19 protein-coding genes, 1 tRNA gene and 1 riboswitch are annotated in these 18,986 nt (G+C 69.5%); of the genes, 13 read left to right on the top strand and 7 right to left on the bottom strand.

What is annotated here, in order from left to right:
• Positions 1 to 427: 427 nt before the first annotated feature.
• The 9 genes from ACGGCP_RS05390 to ACGGCP_RS05350 all read left to right on the top strand — a co-directional run bounded on the left by ACGGCP_RS05390 (position 428) and on the right by ACGGCP_RS05350 (position 7,580).
• Positions 428 to 1,885: an RICIN domain-containing protein gene (locus ACGGCP_RS05390; RefSeq protein WP_392961387.1), complete on the top strand. Its 1,458-nt coding sequence runs from the start codon at positions 428 to 430 to the stop codon at positions 1,883 to 1,885.
• A gap of 227 nt (positions 1,886 to 2,112) precedes the next feature.
• Positions 2,113 to 2,754 carry a 30S ribosomal protein S5 gene (gene rpsE / locus ACGGCP_RS05385; protein ID WP_392961384.1) on the top strand — a complete coding sequence of 214 codons (642 nt, stop codon included), beginning with the start codon at positions 2,113 to 2,115 and terminating at the stop codon, positions 2,752 to 2,754.
• A gap of 12 nt (positions 2,755 to 2,766) precedes the next feature.
• The gene (rpmD, locus tag ACGGCP_RS05380; RefSeq protein WP_106361906.1) at positions 2,767 to 2,949 is read left to right on the top strand and encodes a 50S ribosomal protein L30; all 183 of its coding nucleotides are present in this window, start codon (positions 2,767 to 2,769) and stop codon (positions 2,947 to 2,949) included.
• A 2-nt stretch (positions 2,950 to 2,951) separates the two neighbouring features.
• Positions 2,952 to 3,425: a 50S ribosomal protein L15 gene (gene rplO / locus ACGGCP_RS05375; RefSeq protein ID WP_392961381.1), complete on the top strand. Its 474-nt coding sequence runs from the start codon at positions 2,952 to 2,954 to the stop codon at positions 3,423 to 3,425.
• A gap of 251 nt (positions 3,426 to 3,676) precedes the next feature.
• Positions 3,677 to 5,014: a preprotein translocase subunit SecY gene (gene secY, locus ACGGCP_RS05370; RefSeq protein ID WP_392961378.1), complete on the top strand. Its 1,338-nt coding sequence runs from the start codon at positions 3,677 to 3,679 to the stop codon at positions 5,012 to 5,014.
• Positions 5,015 to 5,055: 41 nt separating this feature from the next.
• Positions 5,056 to 5,691: an adenylate kinase gene (locus ACGGCP_RS05365; RefSeq protein ID WP_392961375.1), complete on the top strand. Its 636-nt coding sequence runs from the start codon at positions 5,056 to 5,058 to the stop codon at positions 5,689 to 5,691.
• Positions 5,692 to 5,695: 4 nt separating this feature from the next.
• On the top strand, positions 5,696 to 6,532 hold the full coding sequence (map, locus tag ACGGCP_RS05360; RefSeq protein ID WP_392961372.1) for a type I methionyl aminopeptidase: 837 nt from the start codon (positions 5,696 to 5,698) through the stop codon (positions 6,530 to 6,532).
• Positions 6,533 to 6,556: 24 nt separating this feature from the next.
• On the top strand, positions 6,557 to 7,057 hold the full coding sequence (locus tag ACGGCP_RS05355; protein ID WP_392961370.1) for a DUF1707 domain-containing protein: 501 nt from the start codon (positions 6,557 to 6,559) through the stop codon (positions 7,055 to 7,057).
• Between the two features lie 34 nt (positions 7,058 to 7,091).
• Entirely contained in the window at positions 7,092 to 7,580 is a 489-nt protein-coding gene (locus ACGGCP_RS05350; protein ID WP_392961367.1) for a DUF1707 domain-containing protein, read from the top strand.
• Positions 7,581 to 7,648: 68 nt separating this feature from the next.
• Here the strand turns inward: ACGGCP_RS05350 and ACGGCP_RS05345 are convergent.
• Both ACGGCP_RS05345 and orn read right to left on the bottom strand, forming a co-directional pair.
• Positions 7,649 to 7,724 (bottom strand) — tRNA-His (locus ACGGCP_RS05345).
• Positions 7,725 to 7,814: 90 nt separating this feature from the next.
• On the bottom strand, positions 7,815 to 8,426 hold the full coding sequence (gene orn / locus ACGGCP_RS05340) for an oligoribonuclease (protein ID WP_392961364.1): 612 nt from the start codon (positions 8,424 to 8,426) through the stop codon (positions 7,815 to 7,817).
• 624 nt (positions 8,427 to 9,050) lie between these two features.
• On the opposite strand from orn, the gene ACGGCP_RS05335 reads away from it, so the two are divergent.
• A complete protein-coding gene (locus ACGGCP_RS05335; RefSeq protein WP_205328644.1) occupies positions 9,051 to 10,007 on the top strand; it encodes a sigma-70 family RNA polymerase sigma factor in 957 nt (318 codons plus the stop codon).
• Between the two features lie 338 nt (positions 10,008 to 10,345).
• Here ACGGCP_RS05335 and ACGGCP_RS05330 read toward each other — a convergent pair whose 3' ends face one another.
• From ACGGCP_RS05330 to ACGGCP_RS05320, 3 genes are all read right to left on the bottom strand, one after another.
• Complete coding sequence (locus ACGGCP_RS05330; RefSeq protein WP_392961361.1) at positions 10,346 to 11,338, bottom strand: C40 family peptidase; 993 nt, start codon at positions 11,336 to 11,338, stop codon at positions 10,346 to 10,348.
• 7 nt (positions 11,339 to 11,345) lie between these two features.
• A riboswitch (cyclic di-AMP (ydaO/yuaA leader) is annotated at positions 11,346 to 11,511 on the bottom strand.
• Between the two features lie 426 nt (positions 11,512 to 11,937).
• The gene (locus ACGGCP_RS05325) at positions 11,938 to 12,759 is read right to left on the bottom strand and encodes a spermidine synthase (RefSeq protein ID WP_392961358.1); all 822 of its coding nucleotides are present in this window, start codon (positions 12,757 to 12,759) and stop codon (positions 11,938 to 11,940) included.
• Positions 12,756 to 13,418: a MerR family transcriptional regulator gene (locus tag ACGGCP_RS05320; RefSeq protein ID WP_392961355.1), complete on the bottom strand. Its 663-nt coding sequence runs from the start codon at positions 13,416 to 13,418 to the stop codon at positions 12,756 to 12,758. Before ACGGCP_RS05320 ends, ACGGCP_RS05325 begins: the two co-directional genes overlap by 4 nt.
• A 219-nt stretch (positions 13,419 to 13,637) precedes the next feature.
• Between ACGGCP_RS05320 and ACGGCP_RS05315 the strand changes: the two genes are divergently transcribed.
• Complete coding sequence (locus tag ACGGCP_RS05315) at positions 13,638 to 15,179, top strand: heparinase II/III family protein (RefSeq protein ID WP_392961353.1); 1,542 nt, start codon at positions 13,638 to 13,640, stop codon at positions 15,177 to 15,179.
• On the opposite strand, the gene ACGGCP_RS05310 is transcribed toward ACGGCP_RS05315, so the two are convergent.
• A complete protein-coding gene (locus tag ACGGCP_RS05310) occupies positions 15,126 to 16,850 on the bottom strand; it encodes a SulP family inorganic anion transporter (protein WP_392961350.1) in 1,725 nt (574 codons plus the stop codon). The genes ACGGCP_RS05315 and ACGGCP_RS05310 overlap by 54 nt on opposite strands.
• A 215-nt stretch (positions 16,851 to 17,065) precedes the next feature.
• Here ACGGCP_RS05310 and ACGGCP_RS05305 point away from each other — a divergent pair, with 215 nt between their 5' ends.
• Together ACGGCP_RS05305 and ACGGCP_RS05300 are read left to right on the top strand one after the other, a co-directional pair.
• Positions 17,066 to 17,518 (top strand): hypothetical protein, encoded by a 453-nt coding sequence (locus ACGGCP_RS05305; protein WP_392961347.1) that lies wholly within the window; start codon positions 17,066 to 17,068, stop codon positions 17,516 to 17,518.
• Positions 17,515 to 17,988, top strand: a complete 474-nt coding sequence (locus tag ACGGCP_RS05300) for a hypothetical protein (RefSeq protein WP_392961345.1) — start codon at positions 17,515 to 17,517, stop codon at positions 17,986 to 17,988. Before ACGGCP_RS05305 ends, ACGGCP_RS05300 begins: the two co-directional genes overlap by 4 nt.
• Here ACGGCP_RS05300 and ACGGCP_RS05295 read toward each other — a convergent pair.
• Positions 17,985 to 18,863: a GNAT family N-acetyltransferase gene (locus tag ACGGCP_RS05295; protein ID WP_392961342.1), complete on the bottom strand. Its 879-nt coding sequence runs from the start codon at positions 18,861 to 18,863 to the stop codon at positions 17,985 to 17,987. The genes ACGGCP_RS05300 and ACGGCP_RS05295 overlap by 4 nt on opposite strands.
• Positions 18,864 to 18,986 lie beyond the last annotated feature (123 nt).

The raw sequence follows: 18,986 nt of genomic DNA, 5'->3' as shown, positions 1-18,986 counted from the left end.
AAAGGGGCCGCGGGGGCGCCGACGCCCACGGTCCCTGGTGTCACCGAACGGGTTGTAGTGACCACGCTAGCGGAGTATCGGCAGGTGATGGGGTCCCGCCGTCTTAAGTCCCTGTTACGTTCAGTCATCGCCCGCTGTCAAATGTCCTTTTTGCGCGATAAGGAATTCGCCGCACGCCGTGCGTTTCCGATTGAATCGGACAAGTCGCGATGACGTTGGGTTCGGCGACAGTCGAGTAGCCGACAGAAAGACCTACCCGATCGGGGGACGACGCCGGAGTAACTTTATCGGGTTCTCCGAAAAGGTGAAGATATTTGTTCTTATACCGGTTATACGAAGGGTCTTTACAAGGGGCCAAATCTGTGCAAATATCGAAATGATTCGATCACGCCCCCGCGTCCCGGGGGCGCTCGTGAAGGAGACGACGATGTCAGCAAGCAAGCGGCTGGGCGCCCTCGCCGCCGCGACGGCCCTCGTGACCACGGCCCTCGGTCTCGCCGCCCCGGCCCCCGCCACGGCCGCCCCCGTGGCGTTCGACAACGGCCAGACCATCACCGACACCTCCGGCAACCTCATGCACGCCCACGGCGGCGGCATGCTCAAGGTCGGCAGCACCTACTACCTCGTCGGCGAACAGCGCAACGACTACCTCTTCGATCAAGTCTCGATGTACAGCTCCACCGACCTCGTGAACTGGACGTTCGAGAACGACATCCTCAGCGCCGAATCCGACCCCGACCTCTCCCCGGCCAACATCGAACGGCCCAAGGTCGTCTACAACGCCGCCACCGGCAAGTACGTCCTCTGGGCCCACAAGGAGAACGGCGTCGACTACGGCGACGCCGAAGTGGCCGTGGCGGTCTCGGACACCGTCGACGGCGACTACGAGTACCAGGGCTCCTTCCGCCCCGCCGGATACGACTCCCGCGACATGACCCTCTTCGTCGACACCGACGGCACCGGCTACCTCATCTCCGCCGCCGACGTCAACTACGACCTCAACGTCTACCGCCTGACCCCCGACTACCTCGCCATCGACGAGCTCGTCTACGTCTTCGACGGCTACCACCGCGAGGCCCCCGCCGTCTTCCAGCGCAACGGCGTCTACTTCCTCGTCACCTCGGGCGCGACCGGCTGGAACGCCAACCAGACCCAGTACGCCACCACCACCAACTTCCCCGAAGGCGCCTGGTCCGGCTGGACCAACGCCGGGAACTCCACGACCTACGGCTCCCAGCCCACCTTCGTCACCACCGTCCAGGGCACGGCGGGGACGAGCTACCTCTACATGGGCGACCGCTGGGGACCCCAATGGGGCGGCAAGCCCATGGACAGCGAGTACGTCTGGCTGCCCATCGCGTTCCCGAGCAACACGAGCATGACCCTGACCTGGTACTCGACCCTCAACATCGACGCCGCAGCGGGCACGGTCCAAGGCGTCGTCGGCTCCGAGGACGGCAGCCCGTACTCGACCAAGTTCGTCAACGCCGCCTCCGGCCGCTGCATCGACGTCCCCAGCGGCTCCGGCACCGACGGCACCAAGCTCATCCAGTACGACTGCTGGAACGGCGCGCCGCAGGCCTTCACCTTCGACCCCGTCTACCCCGGCTCCAAGGTCGGCGCCGTCTCCAACACCGCCACCGGCAAGTGCTGGGACGTCCTCGACCAGGCCACGGCCAGCGGTGCCCCCGTCGGCCAGTGGGGCTGCTGGGCCGGAGGCAACCAGCGCTTCTCCCTCCGCGCGTCCGCGAACGGCAACTACGCCATCGTCGCCCAGCACTCCGGGCTCTGCCTCCAGGCCGCCTCCACCGCCAACAACGCCGCGATCGTCCAGGCCACCTGCAACGGCTCCACCAGCCAGCAGTGGGACGTGACCGCGCTCTAGCCCCTCCCCGATACCAGGACCGCCGCCGGCAGACTTCGCAGTGCCGGCGGCGGTCCTGCTGTGTCCCCGGCCTCAGCCCGACCCCGCCGTTCGCCGAACAACCCCTGACCAGGCATAATCGAGAGGTTGCGCCTCGGCGCGGCACTCTCCGGCTCCTGAAGCCGGACATTCAATGCGAGTCAGCTCTATTCCGGGCTGGCGTTGAGCGAACGAAAGGAATCAGTCTCGTGGCTGATCAAGCACAAGCTGCCGCCGGCGGCCGGGACGGCGGCGGCGACCGCCGCGGCGGTCGCGGCGGGCGCGGTGGACGCGAGGGCGGTCGCGGTCGCGACCGCGCCGAGAAGTCCCCGCACGTCGAGCGCGTAGTCACCATCAACCGCGTCGCCAAGGTCGTCAAGGGCGGCCGCCGCTTCGCCTTCACCGCCCTCGTGGTGGTCGGCGACGGTGACGGCAACGTCGGTGTCGGTTACGGCAAGGCCAAGGAAGTTCCCGCCGCCATCGCCAAGGGCGTTGAAGAGGCGAAGAAGAACTTCTTCAAGGTCCCCCGCATCGGCGGCACCATCCCGCACGAGGTCTTCGGCGAGGACGCGGCCGGCCGCGTGCTGCTGAAGCCCGCCTCCGCGGGTACCGGTGTCATCGCGGGCGGTCCCGTGCGCGCCGTGCTCGAATGCGCCGGCGTCCACGACGTCCTGTCGAAGTCCCTGGGCTCCTCGAACGCGATCAACATCGTCCACGCGACGGTGGCCGCGCTCAAGGGTCTCGAGTCCCCGGAGGCCGTCGCGGCCCGCCGTGGCATGGCGCTCGAGGACATCGCTCCTCAGGGCCTGCTGCGCGCCCGCGCCGAGGCCGCCGCGGCCGCGAAGGCTTAGGGGTAACGCGACATGGCACGTTTGAAGATCACCCAGCACAAGTCGGTCATCGGTGAGAAGCCGAAGGCCCGTGCGACCATCCAGACGCTCGGCCTCCGCAAGATCGGCCAGACCGTCTACAAAGAGGACCTCCCGCAGTACCGCGGCATGGTCCACCGTGTCCGTCACCTGGTCGACGTCGAGGAGGTCGAGTAGTCATGGCTATCCGCATTCATGACCTGCAGCCCGCCCCCGGCGCCAAGAAGGCCAAGACCCGCGTCGGTCGCGGTGAGGGCTCGAAGGGCAAGACCGCCGGCCGCGGCACCAAGGGCACCAAGGCCCGCAAGACCGTGCCGGCAGGGTTCGAGGGCGGCCAGCAGCCGCTCCAGATCCGCCTGCCGAAGCTCAAGGGCTTCAAGCCGCACAACAAGCTCGTCTACACCGTGGTCAACCTCGACCGCCTCGCGGAGCTCTTCCCCGAGGGCGGCCAGGTCGGCCCCGAGCAGCTGATCGAGGTGGGCGTCCTCAACAAGAAGGAGCTCATCAAGGTCCTCGGCTCGGGCGAGCTCGAAGGCGTCAAGCTGGACGTGAAGGCCCACGCCTTCTCGGCTTCCGCCGTCAGCAAGATCGCGGCCGCCGGTGGCTCGACCACCGTGGTGGACAAGAAGACCGGCGAGGCCCTCAGCGCCTGAGGGCACTGATCCAGCCGGATCGAACACGCGTCAGACGGAACGGGTCGGAGGAAACTCCGGCCCGTTTCGTCGTGACTAATGCCGAATACTCTGCGTCCGGATGCGCCTGCTAGGCTCCCATGGCGAGCGCCACCGTCTTCCTCGGGCGTGTGACGCTCCCGCTACGAACTTCACACGCCCACTGGTATCGAAAGGTGTTGCCCCGCAGCACCATGGGCCCCGCCAGGGGGTCTTGTTCAGGAGGAACCGCATTGCTCTCCGCCTTCATCAGCGCGTTTCGGACCCCCGATCTGCGCAAGAAGATCCTGTTCACCTTGATGATCATCGGTCTGTATCGTCTTGGTGCGCAGATGCCGAGTCCCGGCGTGGACTACGCTGCAGTGCAGACCTGCCTCAACATGCAGCCGACCGATGAGGCCGGCGTCTTCGGGCTCCTGAACCTGTTCACCGGTGGAGCGCTCCTCCAGCTCTCGGTCTTCGCGCTCGGCGTCATGCCGTACATCACCGCGTCGATCATCATGCAGCTGTTGACCGTGGTGATCCCCAGGCTCGAGCAGCTCCGCAAGGAGGGCCAGCCGGGCCAGGTCAAGATCACCCAGTACACGCGGTACCTGACGCTGGGCCTCGCCCTGCTCCAGGCCTCCGGCTACATCGCGCTGGCGCGCTCGGGCATCCTGTTCCAGGCCGAGTGCCCGCAGCCGATCCTCCCGGACCTCTCCGAGACCGACGCCAACATCCCGTTCTGGATGACGATCATCGTCGTCGTGGCGGTCATGGTCGCTGGCACCGCGATCATCATGTGGTTCGGCGAGCAGATCACCGAGCGCGGCGTCGGCAACGGCATGAGCCTCCTCATCTTCGCGTCCATCGCGGCGCAGATGCCGGGCCAGTTCTGGTCCCTGCAGAAGTCCGAGGGCTGGTTCATGTTCAGCGTCATCATCGGGCTGTGCATCGCGATCATGGTCGCGGTCATCTTCATCGAGCAGTCGCAGCGCCGCATCCCGGTGCAGTACGCCAAGAAGATGGTCGGACGCCGCATGTACGGCGGCACCTCGACCTACATCCCGCTCAAGGTGAACCAGGCCGGCGTCGTGCCCGTCATCTTCGGCTCGTCGCTGCTGTACATCCCGACGCTGTTCCGCCAGCTCAACCAGAACAGCGACTCCGAGTGGGTCGGCTTCATCGACCGCTACCTGCTGAACCAGGGCTCGTGGGTGTACATCACGCTGTACGCCTTCCTGATCATCTTCTTCACCTACTTCTACGTCTCGATCACCTTCAAGGTCGACGACGTCGCCGAGAACATGAAGAAGGCCGGCGGGTTCATCCCCGGCGTGCGCCCCGGCAAGCCCACCGCGACCTACTTGCAGCGAGTCCTGTCACGCCTGACCTTCCCGGGCTCGCTCTACCTGGCCGCGATCGCTATCCTTCCCAATCTGGCCATCATCGCGTTCGGTAACCAGCAGCTGTTCGCTCAGTTCGCGTTCGGCGGCACCTCGGTGCTGATCATGGTGGGCGTCGGCCTGGAGTCGGTCAAGCAGATCGAGTCCCAGCTGATGCAGCGCCACTACGAAGGCTTCCTCCGCTGACGCAGGAACATCTTCATAGGTTCGATACGGGAGGAACAACTGTGCGACTGGTACTCGTAGGCCCGCCCGGGGCCGGCAAGGGCACCCAGGCGGAGATCATCGCCGAGCGGCTCGGCGTCCCCAAGATCTCCACCGGGGACATCTTCCGCGCGAACGTCTCCGGCGGCACCCCGCTGGGCCTCAAGGCCAAGGAGTACATGGACGCCGGGAACCTGGTCCCCGACGAGGTCACCAACGACATGGTGGCCGACCGCCTGGCCCAGGACGACGCCAAGGAAGGATTCCTGCTCGACGGCTACCCCCGCAACACCGAGCAGGCCAAGGTCCTCGACCAGGTCCTCGCCGCGGCGGGCACGACCCTCGACCAGGCGCTCGAACTGGTCGCCAGCGACGACGAGGTCGTGCGCCGCCTGTCCGGGCGCCGCGTCTCGAAGTCGACCGGCAAGGTCTACCACCTCGAGTTCGACCCGCCTGCGGACCCGGACTCCCCAGACCTGTACCAGCGCACGGACGACCAGCCTGAGACGATCAAGAACCGCCTCAAGGTCTACGCCGAGCAGACCGCGCCGCTCGTGGGCTACTACGAGGAGCAGGGCAAGCTCGTGCGCATCGACGCGATCGGCGAGGTCGCCGAGGTCACCGAGCGCGCCCTGAACGCCATCGGCGCCGCGGAATAGCACCGTGTTCCGCCGTCGCCAGCAGATCCAGTACAAGACGCCCGAGCAGATCCGCAAGATGCGGAAGGCCGGTCTCGTCGTGGCCGAGGTGCACCAGGCCATGCGCGAGTCGGCGGGCCCGGGCGTGACGACGGCGGAACTCGACCGCATCGCCGAGCACGTCATCCGCGACTGCGGCGCGGTGCCGTCCTTCAAGGGCTACGACATCGGCAACGGCCCCTACCCGGGCTCGATCTGCTCGTCGGTGAACGAGCAGGTCGTCCACGCCATCCCCTCCGAGGACGCGGTCCTCAAGGAAGGGGACCTCCTGTCGGTCGACGTCGGCGCGATCGTCGACGGCTGGCACGGGGACGCGGCGATCACCATCGAGATCGGCGAGGTCGCCTCCGAGCTGACGGCCCTGCGCGAGGCTACCGAGGCCGCCATGTGGGCCGGCATCAAGGCCGCTGGGACCGCGAAGCGCCTCGGCGGGATCTCGCACGCCATCGAGCAGTCCGTGGACGCCTCCGGTGAGTACGGGATCGTGACGGGCTTCGGCGGGCACGGCATCGGCACCGAGATGCACCAGGACCCGCACATCCTCAACTACGGCCGCCCCAGCGAGGGCCCGAAGCTGCGCCCGGGCATGGCCCTGGCGATCGAGCCGATGCTCACGCTCGGCTCGGAGGAGACCGCCGAGCTGGACGACGGCTGGACGATCGTCACCGACGACCGCTCGATCGCGGCCCACGTGGAGCACACCATCGCGCTGTGCGAGGACGGCGTCTGGGTCCTCACGGCCCCTGACGGCGGCGTCGAACAGCTGGGCGACGCGGTCGCGAGCGCGGCTCGCGCGGAATAGGACTCCGATGCCATAATTGGCATCGTGACCGAAGACCAAGGCAAGCTGCGCATCTCCAACGCCGACCGCGACAAGGCGATCGCGCAGCTGCAGGCCGCCCTCGACGAAGGCCGTATCGACCTTTCAGAGTTCGACGAGCGGGCCAAGACCGCCTACGAGGCCAAGACCAACGCGGAACTCGACCTCATCTTCGAAGACCTGCCCGGCGGCCGCCCGAAGGAGGGCGAGGTCGTCCCGGCGGAGCCCGCCGCCGTCCCCGAGACGCCGCGTTCCGGCGGCCTGGGGCGGCGCCTGAGCCGCCTTCCGGCCCTGCGCGGCCTCGTCACGGTCGGCGTCATCACCACCGGCGTGTGGGCCGCTTCCGGGGTCGCCTCGGGCGAGTGGGGCTACTTCTGGCCGGTCTGGCCGATCCTCGGCCTCGGCATCGCGACGGTGCTGCAGCTGGTGAACCTCGGCTTCGACGACAACGACGACGATGATGACGACGACGAGGACCGCCGCGACCGCCGCCACGGCATGCACTGACCTGAAGCCCCCGCATCCCCAAGGAGCCCAACGAATGTCCTCCCTCGAACGTTTCGGCGGCGACCGCGAGACGCGAGTCGGCAACGCCGAGCGCGCGTCCCTGACCGAGATCCTGCGCTCCGCCGTGGACCAGGGCTACATCGACCTCGACGAGTACGAGAAGCGCGTCGACGTCCTCATGGCCGCCAAGACCGTCGGCGAGACCGAGGTGGTCCTGGCGGACCTCCCGGCCTACCAGCGGGTCCTGAAGGCCCAGGAGGACGCGTTCACGCCCGACCGGCTGCCGACGCCCGAGTGGATCAAGTGGCTGTGGGCGGGCGTATCGATCCCGATCGGCATCGCGACCGGCGTGTGGGCGTTCGTGTTCTTCCTGAGCGGCAGCCACCAGTACTTCTGGCCGGTCTGGGTGGTCATCCCGCTGGGTGTCGTCGCGTCGGTGCTCACCGTCGCGGAGAAGAACATCATCCGCCCGGGGGAGGAGCGCAAGCGCCGTGAGCGCATGCGCCGCAGGCGGATGGACTAGTCGTTCGCCGGGCGAGTGCTGCCGCACAAAACAAGAAGCCTCGCGGCGATGCCGCGAGGCTTCTGCATTGGGGTGACCGACGGGGCTCGAACCCGCGACATCCTCGACCACAACGAGGTGCTCTACCAACTGAACTACGGTCACCAAGATCGGTTCCCCAGGAAAACCTGGGACCGGCGACAATCATAGCCAAGCTTCGGGCGTTCCTGTCAACGGGGTTCGGTGTCGGCCGTCTCAGTCCTGGACGGTTCCGGCGACGCTCGCGGCGGCGGCCTTGGCCTCGTCGCTGGTCGGCCCGGGCAGCTCCACGAACAGGGTGCGGCGGTAGTACTCGAGCTCCTGCACGCTCTCCTTGATGTCGGCGAGCGCGCGGTGGGCGAGTCCCTTGGGCGGCTGGTTGTAGTAGACGCGCGGGTACCAGCGCCGGGCGAGCTCCTTGATGGAGGAGACGTCGATCATCCGGTAGTGCAGGTGGTCGTCCAGGCGCGGCATGTACTTCGTGATGAAGGTGCGGTCGGTGGCGATCGAGTTGCCGCACAAGGGGGCCGTGCGCGCTTCGGGCACGTGCTGCTTGATGTACTCCAGGACCGCGTCCTCGGCCTGCTGCAAGGAGACCTGCGAGGCGCGGACCTCGTCGGTGAGCCCGGACTTGGCGTGCATGTCGGCGACGAACGCGCCCATCTTGTCGAGGGTGGCGCCGTCGCAGGCGATCACGATGTCGACGCCTTCGTCCAGGGGGGTGAGGTCGGGCTCGGTGACGAGTACGGCGATCTCGATGAGGGCTTCGGTCTCCGGGTCGAGGCCGGTCATTTCGCAGTCGACCCACACTAGGCGTTCTTCAGTCACCGGGACAACTCTACGCGCAAGCGGTACGGAAGGTGATCTACGAGGCACGCTGCCGGAAGCGGCCCCTCGGGGGGCGGGTTGGGCGCAGACTTGAAGGAGAACGAGGGGTGTTCGGAATCGGACATCAACGCCTGGGAAAGGTGTTGCTTGTCACCGCTACCGTCCGCTATGGTGCGGATATCAGAGCGTCGCCGCCTTAGCGGCCCGGATCGCAGTGATTAGGGCCGCAAAAAGATGATCTCTCAACTTTTTCAAGGTAAGGCGCGTGTACCCCTAGAGATTGAAGGTTTGCGATGAAGCAGACCGGAGACGATACCGTGACCAGGGCTCGGGTCATCACGCCTCAGCTGAGGTGAGGTGATCTCCGTCTCAGAGGCATCATGGGGCCGACGCGGCCCCGTCTCAGAGACGGAAGCCGTGAACCGAGCTTAGCCGAAGAAATCGGGTACCCGAAACGGTGCGAAGGCCATGAGCCGTTGGAAAACCCAGCGGCCACCGAATCGCATCGATTCCGTAACCGTGGCGTATCGAACACCGGGGCACGGAATTCCACGCAACGAAGCGGTCGTTGTAACTGGTACACCGCTCACGCGGTGTCGGGGGACGAGGAAGCTGGAGGAGACCTTGAGCGTGGAGCAAACGACAACACCCACCCTCACCACCGAAGAGGTCGCTGAGGAACGGGACCTTGTGGGTGTCTACCTGCATGAGATCTCGAAGACGCCGCTGCTTGACGCCGCCGCCGAGGTCGACTTGGCCAAGGCTGTCGAGGCCGGCCTGTTCGCGAAGCACCTGCTCGGCGAGGGGGAGACCTTCGGCGACGCCACCGAGAAGGACCTGAAGCGCCTGGTCGAAGACGGTGCGAAGGCGAAAGAGCAGTTCATCAAGGCGAACCTGCGGCTGGTCGTCTCGATCGCCCGCCGCTACGTCCGCTCCGGGATGCCGATGCTCGACCTGATCCAGGAGGGCAACACGGGCCTGGTCCGCGCCGTCGAGAAATTCGACTACCAGCGCGGCTTCAAGTTCTCGACCTACGCCACGTGGTGGATCCGCCAGGCCATCAGCCGGGCGATCGCCCAGCAGGAGCGCACCGTGCGCCTGCCGGTGCACCTGGTCGAGGACGTCAACCGGATGCGCAACGTCACCCGCCAGCTCACCCGCGAGCTCGGCGGCGACCCCGAACCCGACCAGGTCGCCAAGGCACTCGGCGTCACGGTCGAGCGGGTCAACGAGCTCATCCGCTGGAGCCAGGACACCGTCTCGCTCGACACGCCGATCGGCGACGACGGCGACACCAACCTCGGCGACCTCGTCGCCGACTCCGACGAGCCCAGCCCCGAGGACGTCGTCCTCGCCGGGATGGAGCGCCAGCGGATCGAGATGATGCTCAACCACCTCGACGAGCGCTCCGCCGGGATCGTCAAGGCCCGCTACGGACTCGAGGACGGCCGCGAGCACTCGCTCACGGAGGTCGCGCACCGGTTCCACCTGTCGCGCGAGCGCATCCGCCAGCTCGAGATCCAGGCGCTGGCCCGCCTCAAGGAGCTGGCCAACGACCAGGTCATGGCCGAAGCGGCCTAAGCAGCACTAGACCACATAGGCGGAAGGGCCGGGGCGAACGCCCCGGCCCTTCCGTCGTACCCGGCCCTTCCGTCGTACCCGGCCCTTCCGTCGTACCCGGCCCTTCGGTCGTACCCGGCCCTTCCGTCGTGCCTGCGCGAATGCGGCGGAGACGGGGCAGGCTCACTCGCCGAGCGCCGAGCGCCGAGCGCCGAGCGCCGAGCGCCGAGCGCGCGGTCGCGAGCCGTGTCGTACCCGCCGGGCATCATCGAAACCGGGGGCGGATACGAACGCGAGCGCGGCTCGCCAGCATCGCTGGCGAGCCGCGCTCGTCGTCGTCGTTGTCGTGCTTCGGTGCGTCAGACGCGGCGGTAGCCGTCGACCGACATGCCCATGTACTCCAGCTTCGTGATCTTCACGACGTCGCCGGGCTTGGGGGCGTGGATGACCTCGCCGCCGCCGATGTACATGGCGACGTGGTTCTGGCCGTTGTAGAAGATCAGGTCGCCCGGCTGCAGGTCGCTGCTGTCGATCGCGCTGGTCTCGTCCCACATCGCCCACGTGGAGTGGGTCAGCGAGATGCCGGAGACGCCGTACGCGCCGGAGATGAGGCCGGAGCAGTCCCAGGTGTCGGGACCGGCGGCGCCGAACACGTAGGACTCGCCGAGCTGGTCCTTCGCGAACTGGACGGCGGCCGTGGCGGCGTCGGCGCTGTAGGCCGCGGTCGAGCCGGAATCGGAGGAGGACGAGGAAGAGGAAGAGGAAGCCGACTCGCTGGAGGCCTCGGCCTCAGCGGCGGCGGCTTCGGCCTCGGCGGCCTCGGCTTCGTCGTGGGCCTTCTCGGCCTCGTCGATCTGCTTGTCGAGGCCCGCGATCTCCTTCTCGACGGTCGTGATGTCGGTCGTGAGCGCTTCGGCGGTCTCGGCGGCGTCCTGCGCCTCGTCGAACTTGTCGGACTGCTCCTGCGCGTAGGCCACGAGGGTGGAGACCTTCGCGTCGAGGTCGTCCTCGGCGGATTCGACCGCGGCGGTGACGACGGTGAGCTGCGCGTTCGAGGTGCCGTACTCGGCGGCTGCCGCGTCGATGACGGCCTGGGCCGCGTCGAGGCGGGCCTGGAGGTCCGTGAGGTTGTCGGCGGAGGCGTCGCGCTGGGTCTCGAGATCGGTGAGGTAGTCCTCGATCTCGGCCGCGGACGCGGTGCTGTAGTCGATGTCGGCCGCGTCGGCGTGTGAGCCGGCGAAGGCGGTCACGAGCCCGACGGTGGCGACGGTGACGCCGGTGTAGGCGGCGACGCGCCGGATGATGGCGCTGGTTCGGGAACGGTATGCGGTTGCGGAGCAGGCGTGAGCCACTAGGTGGCCTTTCTTCCTCGGCCGCCTACCGGGTTAGCTGTCGGGTTCGGGCAGGGAAGAGCGCCCTACCCGCTGCGGCTGCGCTGCAGCGGGATTCACCCCGTGTGCCACGGTTCGAACTGGGGGGTGCGGCACGGCTGGGTCCCCGGCCCGCGCATCGGTGTATCGCCCGGAACCGGGAGGAACGGACGTCATGCGAGCGCGGCTCGGCAGGTCCGGACGGGTGGGTCTCTGGGGGAACCCTGCTGACCCGAACGGAACAGGCGCCGACGCTAACCCATGGTGACCGGCATCGCCAAGTCCTCTGTGAGTCGCTCCACAGTCCAGTAACGGACAGTGAGGACGCGAGGGGAGACAGGGCCACTATCCAGCGGGTTTATTGTCCGAACGGCCCACGTGGAGGTGGGCCGGGCGGCGGTCGGGACGAGCGGGCGGCACTGGCCGCGCGGAAGCGCGGAGGGCTCGGGTTCGAAACCGCCCCCGGTTTCGATGATGCCCGGAGGGTGCGACATCGGGCCGGGCCACGATCGCGGCGGCGGCAGCGGGGGCGGTCGGTAACGGCGGCGAGAGGGCGACTGCGATGCGATCGCGGGCGGCGGTCAGAAGCTGCGGAGGGAGCGCGGGGGCGGCGGGGACTGGATCGCGGTCGCGTCCGTCGCCGGGGGAGCGCCGCCGATGTACTCCTTCAGCTCGGTGCCCTCCAAGACCCGGCACGGGAAGGCCGCGCCCGCGCAGCGGCGACGCAGGGCCGCGATCGGCAGCTCGACGTCGGCGGCCACCGCGACCACGTTCCCGAACCGCCGCCCGCGCAGGACCGCGGGCTCGGCCATGACCGCCACGTGCTCCCACACCGCGCCCATCGCCGCGAGCGCGGGCTTGAGGAACTGCATCTTGCCGCCGTCGCACAGGTTCACCGCGTAGTGCCCGCCCGCGCGCAGCACCCGCCGCGCCTCGTGCAGGAACTCGGTGCTCGTGACGTGCGCGGGCACCCGCGCGCCCGCGTACACGTCGGTGACGATCAGCTCGTAGCTCGCGTCCGGCGCCGACTCGACGGCCTCGCGCGCGTCGGTGTGCCGGATCTTCACCTTCACCCCGCGCGGCAGCGGCGCCTCGGCGCGCACGAGCGCCACGAGCTCCTGGTTCGTCTCGACCGCCTGCTGGTAGGAGCCGGGCCGGGTCGCCGCCACGTACCGGGCCATCGCGAGACCGCCCGCGCCCAGGTGCAGGGCCCGCAGCGGCCGCTTCGGCTCGTCCATCGCGTCGATGAGGTACGCGATCCGCTGCATGTACTCCGCATCCAGATAGGACGGGTCGTCAAGGTCGACCGTGGCCTGCACGACCTCGTCAGCGACGAGGTGCAGCAGGTTCGGGCGTGACGGGTCGCGGTCGATGCGCAGGGCGGGCTTCTCGGACGGGTTCACGGACCCATTGTGCCCGAGGGCCCCTGCCCGGCCTGGGTCCTGGCCGAGGCCGCGACGTGCGCGATGCGCCGCAGCGCCGCGAACACCGTCTCGCCCAGCACCGTCGCCACGACCGCCTGCTCCACGTTCACGCCCTCGATCCGGGTCGCCTCCGCGATCGCCTCCATGTCCGCCGACGCCAGCGCCGCCGCCGCGTCCGCGTAGTGGCCCAGCACCTCCTGCGGGTCCGGGTTCCCCAAGCGGTAGAACGCGGAGAGCGCGGTGACCAGCGCGTCCCGGTAGTTCGGCGGCGCGACCTCGGCCCAGCCGTACTCGTTCAGCAGCTGGTCGACGGTGCGCTCGGCAGCCTCGGTCGTGCCCTCGCTCGCGAGCGAGAACTTCGGGTCCCGGTGCGTCGCCGCGAGAGTCGCGCCGAGCGCCTGGAACGCCGACTCCGGATGGCGCCCAAGCACAGTCAGGACCTCGCCGATCTGCGCCACGGAGAGCCCGGCGGTCTCGGAGAGGGCGCGGATGAGCGTCAGCCGGTGCACGTGCTCCGGGCCGTAGTCGACGGTGTTGCCCTCGCCGTGCTCCCCGGTCTGCAGCAACTGCTCCCGCAGGTAGTACTTGATGGTGGCGGCCGGAACTCCCGTCCGCTCCGACAGCTCCCCGATGCGCATACGAGGGAGTCTATGACGGAATGCGCGCCCGCGTTACCGTTGAGCCGGGCAGGAACCCCCGCCTTCGATCACCCCGTTTGGAAAGGCGACGGTCAATGTCAGCGCCGCACCCGACCCGCCCACCCGTCGCCCGCCTCCACCCGACATCGACGCCGCTGCGCGGCGACTGCGCCCAGGCGGCTCGCTACGCTCGCCTCCCCGAACCGGAATGGCTGCGCCATGACTGATCCTCTCCGTACCGCACTCCTCGAAGAGCTGCGCGCGATCGCCGCGCTCCCCGTGCCCGACTTCGACCCGGCCCTGGCCGACGACTACGCCGAGACCGGCCGCCGCCTGCCGTTCGAGAACCAGTACTTCGCAAGGCGAAGGCACCTCGCCGCGCTCGCGCTCACCGGCGACGGCGCCGTCCTCTCCACACTCGTCGCCGACATCTGCGACGAGCGCTCCTGGGCGCTCCCGGCCCACTGGGACGACGGCGACCCGCGCACCTGCGTCGACCTCTTCGCGTGCGAGACCGCGCAGGCCCTCGCCGAGATCCTGCGCCTGCGCGAGGACGTCAAGGACCGCGAACGCGTCGAAGCCGAGATCCGCGCCCGCGTCCTCGACCCGTTCTTCGGCGCCGAGGAGCCGTTCTGGTGGGAGGAGCGGTTCTCCAACTGGACCGCCGTGTGCGCCGGGGCCGCCGGGATGGCCGCCCTCGCCCTCGGCTACGACACCGACGTCGTCCGCGGCCGCGTCCTGCCCGCCCTCCAGGCCTACCTGTTCTCCTTCGGCCCCGACGGCGGCTGCGTCGAAGGCATCGACTACTGGGTCTACGGCTTCGGGTACTTCACCTACTTCGCCGAGGCCTGGCGCGACGCCACCGGCGAGGACCTCCTGGCCGGGACCGAGGCCATCGCGTCGTTCCCCGCGAACGTGCAGCTCTACCCGCGCTCCTTCGCGACCTTCGGCGACGCCCACCACAGCCCCTCGCTGCCGAACGGCCTCCTCGCCCGCCTCCACGACCGGCTCGGCGTCCCGCTCCCCGCCATCGAGCACACCCCCACGTTCGCCGACGACTACTGCGCCCGCTGGGCCCACCTCACCCGCACCCTCGAATGGGGCCGCGAGCTCGGCGGCGAGATCGCCCCCGGCCGCACCCTCCTGGCCGACGTCGGCTGGTACGTCGAACGACGCCTCATCGGCCGCCGCATGTGGGCGCTCGCGGTCAAGGGCGGCTACAACGAGGAGCCCCACAACCACCTCGACCTCGGGTCGTTCATCATCGCCGCCGACGGCGAGCAGCTCCTGTGCGACCCGGGCGCAGGCGAGTACACCGCCGCGTACTTCGGCGACGAACGCTACGAGCAGGTCCACCCGTCCGCGGCCTGGCACTCCGTCCCCACCGTCGAAGGCGCGGCCCAGGCCCCCGGCGAGGACTCCCGCGCCGAGCTCGTCTACACCGACGACGGCGTCGACGCCTACATCGACGCCTACGGGGACGGCGCGCTCCTGCGCAAGTTCACCTGGACCGACGCCGGGCTCGAGCTCTTCGACGCCGGGCCCGAGCTCACCGAGTCCTTCATCAGCCGCCTCCGCCCCGAGGTCGAGGGCGACCGCGCCACCTGGACCGGCGAACGCGGCACCCTCGTCCTCCACGGCATCGACCCCGAGACGGCCCGCGTCGAGGACGTCGAGACCACGACCCACCTCGGGCAGCCCGAGCGGCTATGGGCGCTCCGCTTCGACTTCTGCGGCGGCCTCCGCTTCGAGCTGCTCTAGGAGCCCGTCGGCCTTGAGGCGCTGGCGGGCGGCCGCGATCGCCTCGCTGGTGTGCTCGAACAGGCGGCCCTGCTGCCACAGCGGCTCCAGGATGCCAAGGGCCGCAAGCGGTTTGGCGTGCACCGGTTCGAGCCCGGAGAGGTAGACGGCGATGCCGCGGTGCTCCAGGCGCTTGATCGCGTCGGCGAGCACCGTCGCCCCTGAAGCGTCCATCGTGGACACCCGGCTCATGCGGAGCACGACCACCCGTACGTCCGCCACGTCCAAGAGCTGCAGCAGGAACCGGTGCGCGGCCGCGAAGAACAGCGGGCCCTCCAGCCGGTACGCCACGATGTGCTCGTGCAGCAGCGCCGCCTCCTCGTCGTGGTGGTCGGCCGGCTCGATCGGCTCCTCCTCCACCGACACCGACCGCGAGATCCGCCCCAGGGCCAGGAGCCCCGCGAGCGCGATCCCCACGGCCACCGCCCACACCAGGTTGAGCGCCACGGTCGCCGCCAGCGTCAGCCACATGACGGCCGCGTCCGCCCGCGTCGAGCGCGCCAGCGCCAGCATCGAGCCGACCTCGATCATCCGGATCGAGGTCGCGATGAGCACGCCCGCGAGCGCCGCGAGCGGCACGTGCGCGACCAGCGGCGCGAGCGCGAGCATCATGAGCGCCAGCACGATCGCGTGCGTGAGCGACGCGAGCCGCCCGGCCGCGCCCGACCGGACGTTCACCGCCGTGCGCGCCAGCGCGCCCGAGGACGGCATGCCGCCGAAGAACGGCGTCACCAGGTTCGCCACGCCCTGCCCGAACAGCTCCCGGTCCGGGTTGTGGTGCTGGTCGACGGTCATGTTGTCCGCCACGGTGGCCGACAGCAGGGACTCGAGCGCGCACAGGGCGCAGATCGCGACGGCCGCCGCCACCAGCTCCGGCATCTCCGCGAAGTCGAGGAAGTCGGCCTCCGGGGCCGGGATCGTGCGCGGCAGCGCCCCGATGATCGCCACGTCGGCCGCGGCCCACCAGGTAGCGAGCGTGGCGGCGACGACCGCGAGCAGCGGGGTCGGGATCTGCGAGTGCAGGCGCGAGCCGAGGAGGATCGCGACGACCACCCCGAACGCGACGGCGGGCGGGGCCCAGTTCGGGTCGGCGGCGAAGTCGCTCACCGACTCCCATGCGCCGCTGAGGATGTGCGCGTTCTGCGCGGGCAGCCCGAGCGCGGGCGGCAGTTGCTGGATCGCGATGACGATCGCGACCCCGGCGGTGAAGCCCTCGACGACCGGCACGGGCACGAAGCGCGCGTACCGGCCCGCGCCCGTGAGCGCGAGGACGACGAGCATCAGCCCGGCCATGATGCCCACGAGCATCACGCCTGCGTGGCTGTGTGTCGCCGCGAGTGGCACGAGCACCACCGCCATCGTCCCGGTCGGGCCCGTGACCTGGAGGTTCGAGCCGCCCAGGAGCGCGGCGAGCACGCCGGCGATGATCGAGGTGATGAGCCCGGCGAACGCGCCGAGCCCGGAGGCGATCCCGAAGCCGAGCGCCAGCGGCAGGGCGACGACCGCGACCGTGAGGCCCGCGAGGAGGTCGGTGTGCCAGTGGCGGCCGAGGTGGAGGTAGTCGGACCGTTCGGGGAACAGCTGTCGGAAGCGTCGTCGTTTCGTGGCAGTTGTCTCTCGTATCGCGGTCATGAACCGATTGTCCCGGAATGGTTGATCCGCAAGGATTTCCCGCAGGCCCGGGCGAGTCGCGGACAGCGACCGCGCCACTCTTTCGGGTGACACGGGGGCCGCCGGGCCCGGTTTTTGTCGGACCCCCGAGCGACGCTGGGCGGTATCTTCCCCTCTCGTGGTGGGTGGGGGCTGTGGACGGCGGTCGCCGCCGCTCCTGCCGTAGGATCGCCTGCGTGCATGAGCGAGGCCTGGAAACGGCGATCCGCATCGGCGGCGCGGTGGTCGTCACCGCCGCGGCCCTGCTCGCGGCCGTCCTCGAATCCTTCCTCGTGCCGTACTACATCGGCGGGATCGCGGTCCCGATCGCCGGGCTGATCGCGTTCGTCGCGAACTGGCGCCTCGCGGCGCTGGCCGTGTACTGGACGGGCGGGCGCTGGTCCGTCGTGCTCACCTCCGCCGCGTGGTTCGCGGTGATCGTCTTCGCGACGATGCCGACCGGCGCGGGCTCGCTGGTGATCACCAGCGGCTTCAACGGCTACGTGCTGCTCCTGGCGGGGACCGCCGGGATCGCCCTCGCGCTGTGGCAGTATTTTCGTCCCAGACCGCACGACGAGGCCCGGACCTCCGACGCCCCCCGGGCCGCGGCGCGGCCCGCCCCTACCGCTACGAAGGAGTCCCGACCGTGACCCTCCTCAGCCGCCTCCTCATCTCGCACTGGCCCTCGATCTACGGCTTCGCGCTGGGCCTGATCGCCGCCAACCTGGCGGGCCGGCTCGCCTCCACCAAGTGGGGCGAGGGCACCGCGGTCGGCGACCTCGTCGGCGTCTACACGTTCGGCGCGATGGCCGCCGTCGCGATCGCCGCCGGGATCTGGTGGGGCGTGCGCCGCCGCCGCCAGGAGATCACCGGCGAGCTGCTCTCGATCTTCGTGGTCGTCACGCTGTTCACGGTCCTGGTGAACCCGCTGATCGCCCGGGTCGACTACCCGACCCTGGACGGCGTCTTCTCGCAGACCCTCATCTACTTCGCGCTGCTGGCCCTGTCGGGCTGGGTCGGGTTCCTCATCGTGATGGCCCTCGGCGTGGACGTGTACGGCCGCGAGCTCAAGGCCACCCGGATCGCCTTCGAGCGCAAGGCGAACCCGAAGGCCGCCTAGCCTTCCGACGGGCCGCGGTAGCAGTACCGGTACCGCTCGGCGTAGCCGAGCCGCGCGTACATCGCGATCGCGGCCCCGTTGTCGGTCTCGACCTGGAGCGCGGCGCGCCGCGCTCCGTTGGCGTACCCCCACGCTTCGAGGGCGTGCAGGATCTCGGTGCCGAGCCCCTGGCGGCGGTACGCCGGGAGCGTCCCGATGTTGCTGATCGCCACGATGCCGCCCGCGATCGCGCCCCGGCCCCGGGCGGCGAGCTCGCCGCCGCGCCAGATCTCCGCGTACCCCCGGTCGGGCCCGGACCCGAAGATCGCGGCGACCACGCCCGGGTTGCCGCGGCCGGTCTGCTCCAGCAGCGCCGCGCTCGGCGCGTCCACGACGACCGCTTCGCCTTCGTAGGCAGAGTCGTCGAGCGGCTTGGTCATCACCGCGGTGCGGCCCTCGGGCTCCCAGCCGCGCGCGGCCAGCTCGTCCTCGAGCCGCTTCGTCACCGGCCCGGCCAAGGCGATGAGCGGCCGCGCCCCGCGGGACGCGTACCAGGCCTCGACGGCCGCGACGGCGGCATCCGTGCCGCCTTCGGGCGCGGTGAGCGCCAGGACCGAGTTCGCGCGGCGCGAGACGCCCTCGGCGTACCGCGCGAGCCAGCCGCCGACCTCCTCGCTGTCGGGCGCGGGCCAGGTCGCGGCGAGGCTCCGTTCGAGCTCGACGACCTCGGAGAACGGGGTCGGCTTCGGCGGGATCGCGCGGGCCGCGACGACCGCGGCCGCTTCGATGGTGACGGCTGTCCCGGAGGCGGGCAGCACGCGCCAGCGCTCGGCGCCGAGCTCGATAAGCTCGCCCGTGACGTCCCTGTACCGGCCGCCGTGTCCGGGGTCGTCCAACCTGATCCGCACCGCAACGCGACTGCCGACATGTTCCGGTCCCAGCATCTGGCCCACCCCAAACCGTTGCGGCTACTTTTAGCAATAAGCTTTAGTCTCATCTCAGCGCAGCCCGCCCGGCTG

It is taken from the genome of Glycomyces sp. NPDC048151, from assembly GCF_043202775.1.
GTDB lineage: Bacteria > Actinomycetota > Actinomycetes > Mycobacteriales > Micromonosporaceae > Glycomyces.
This window is presented reverse-complemented; position numbering and strand designations above follow the sequence as displayed.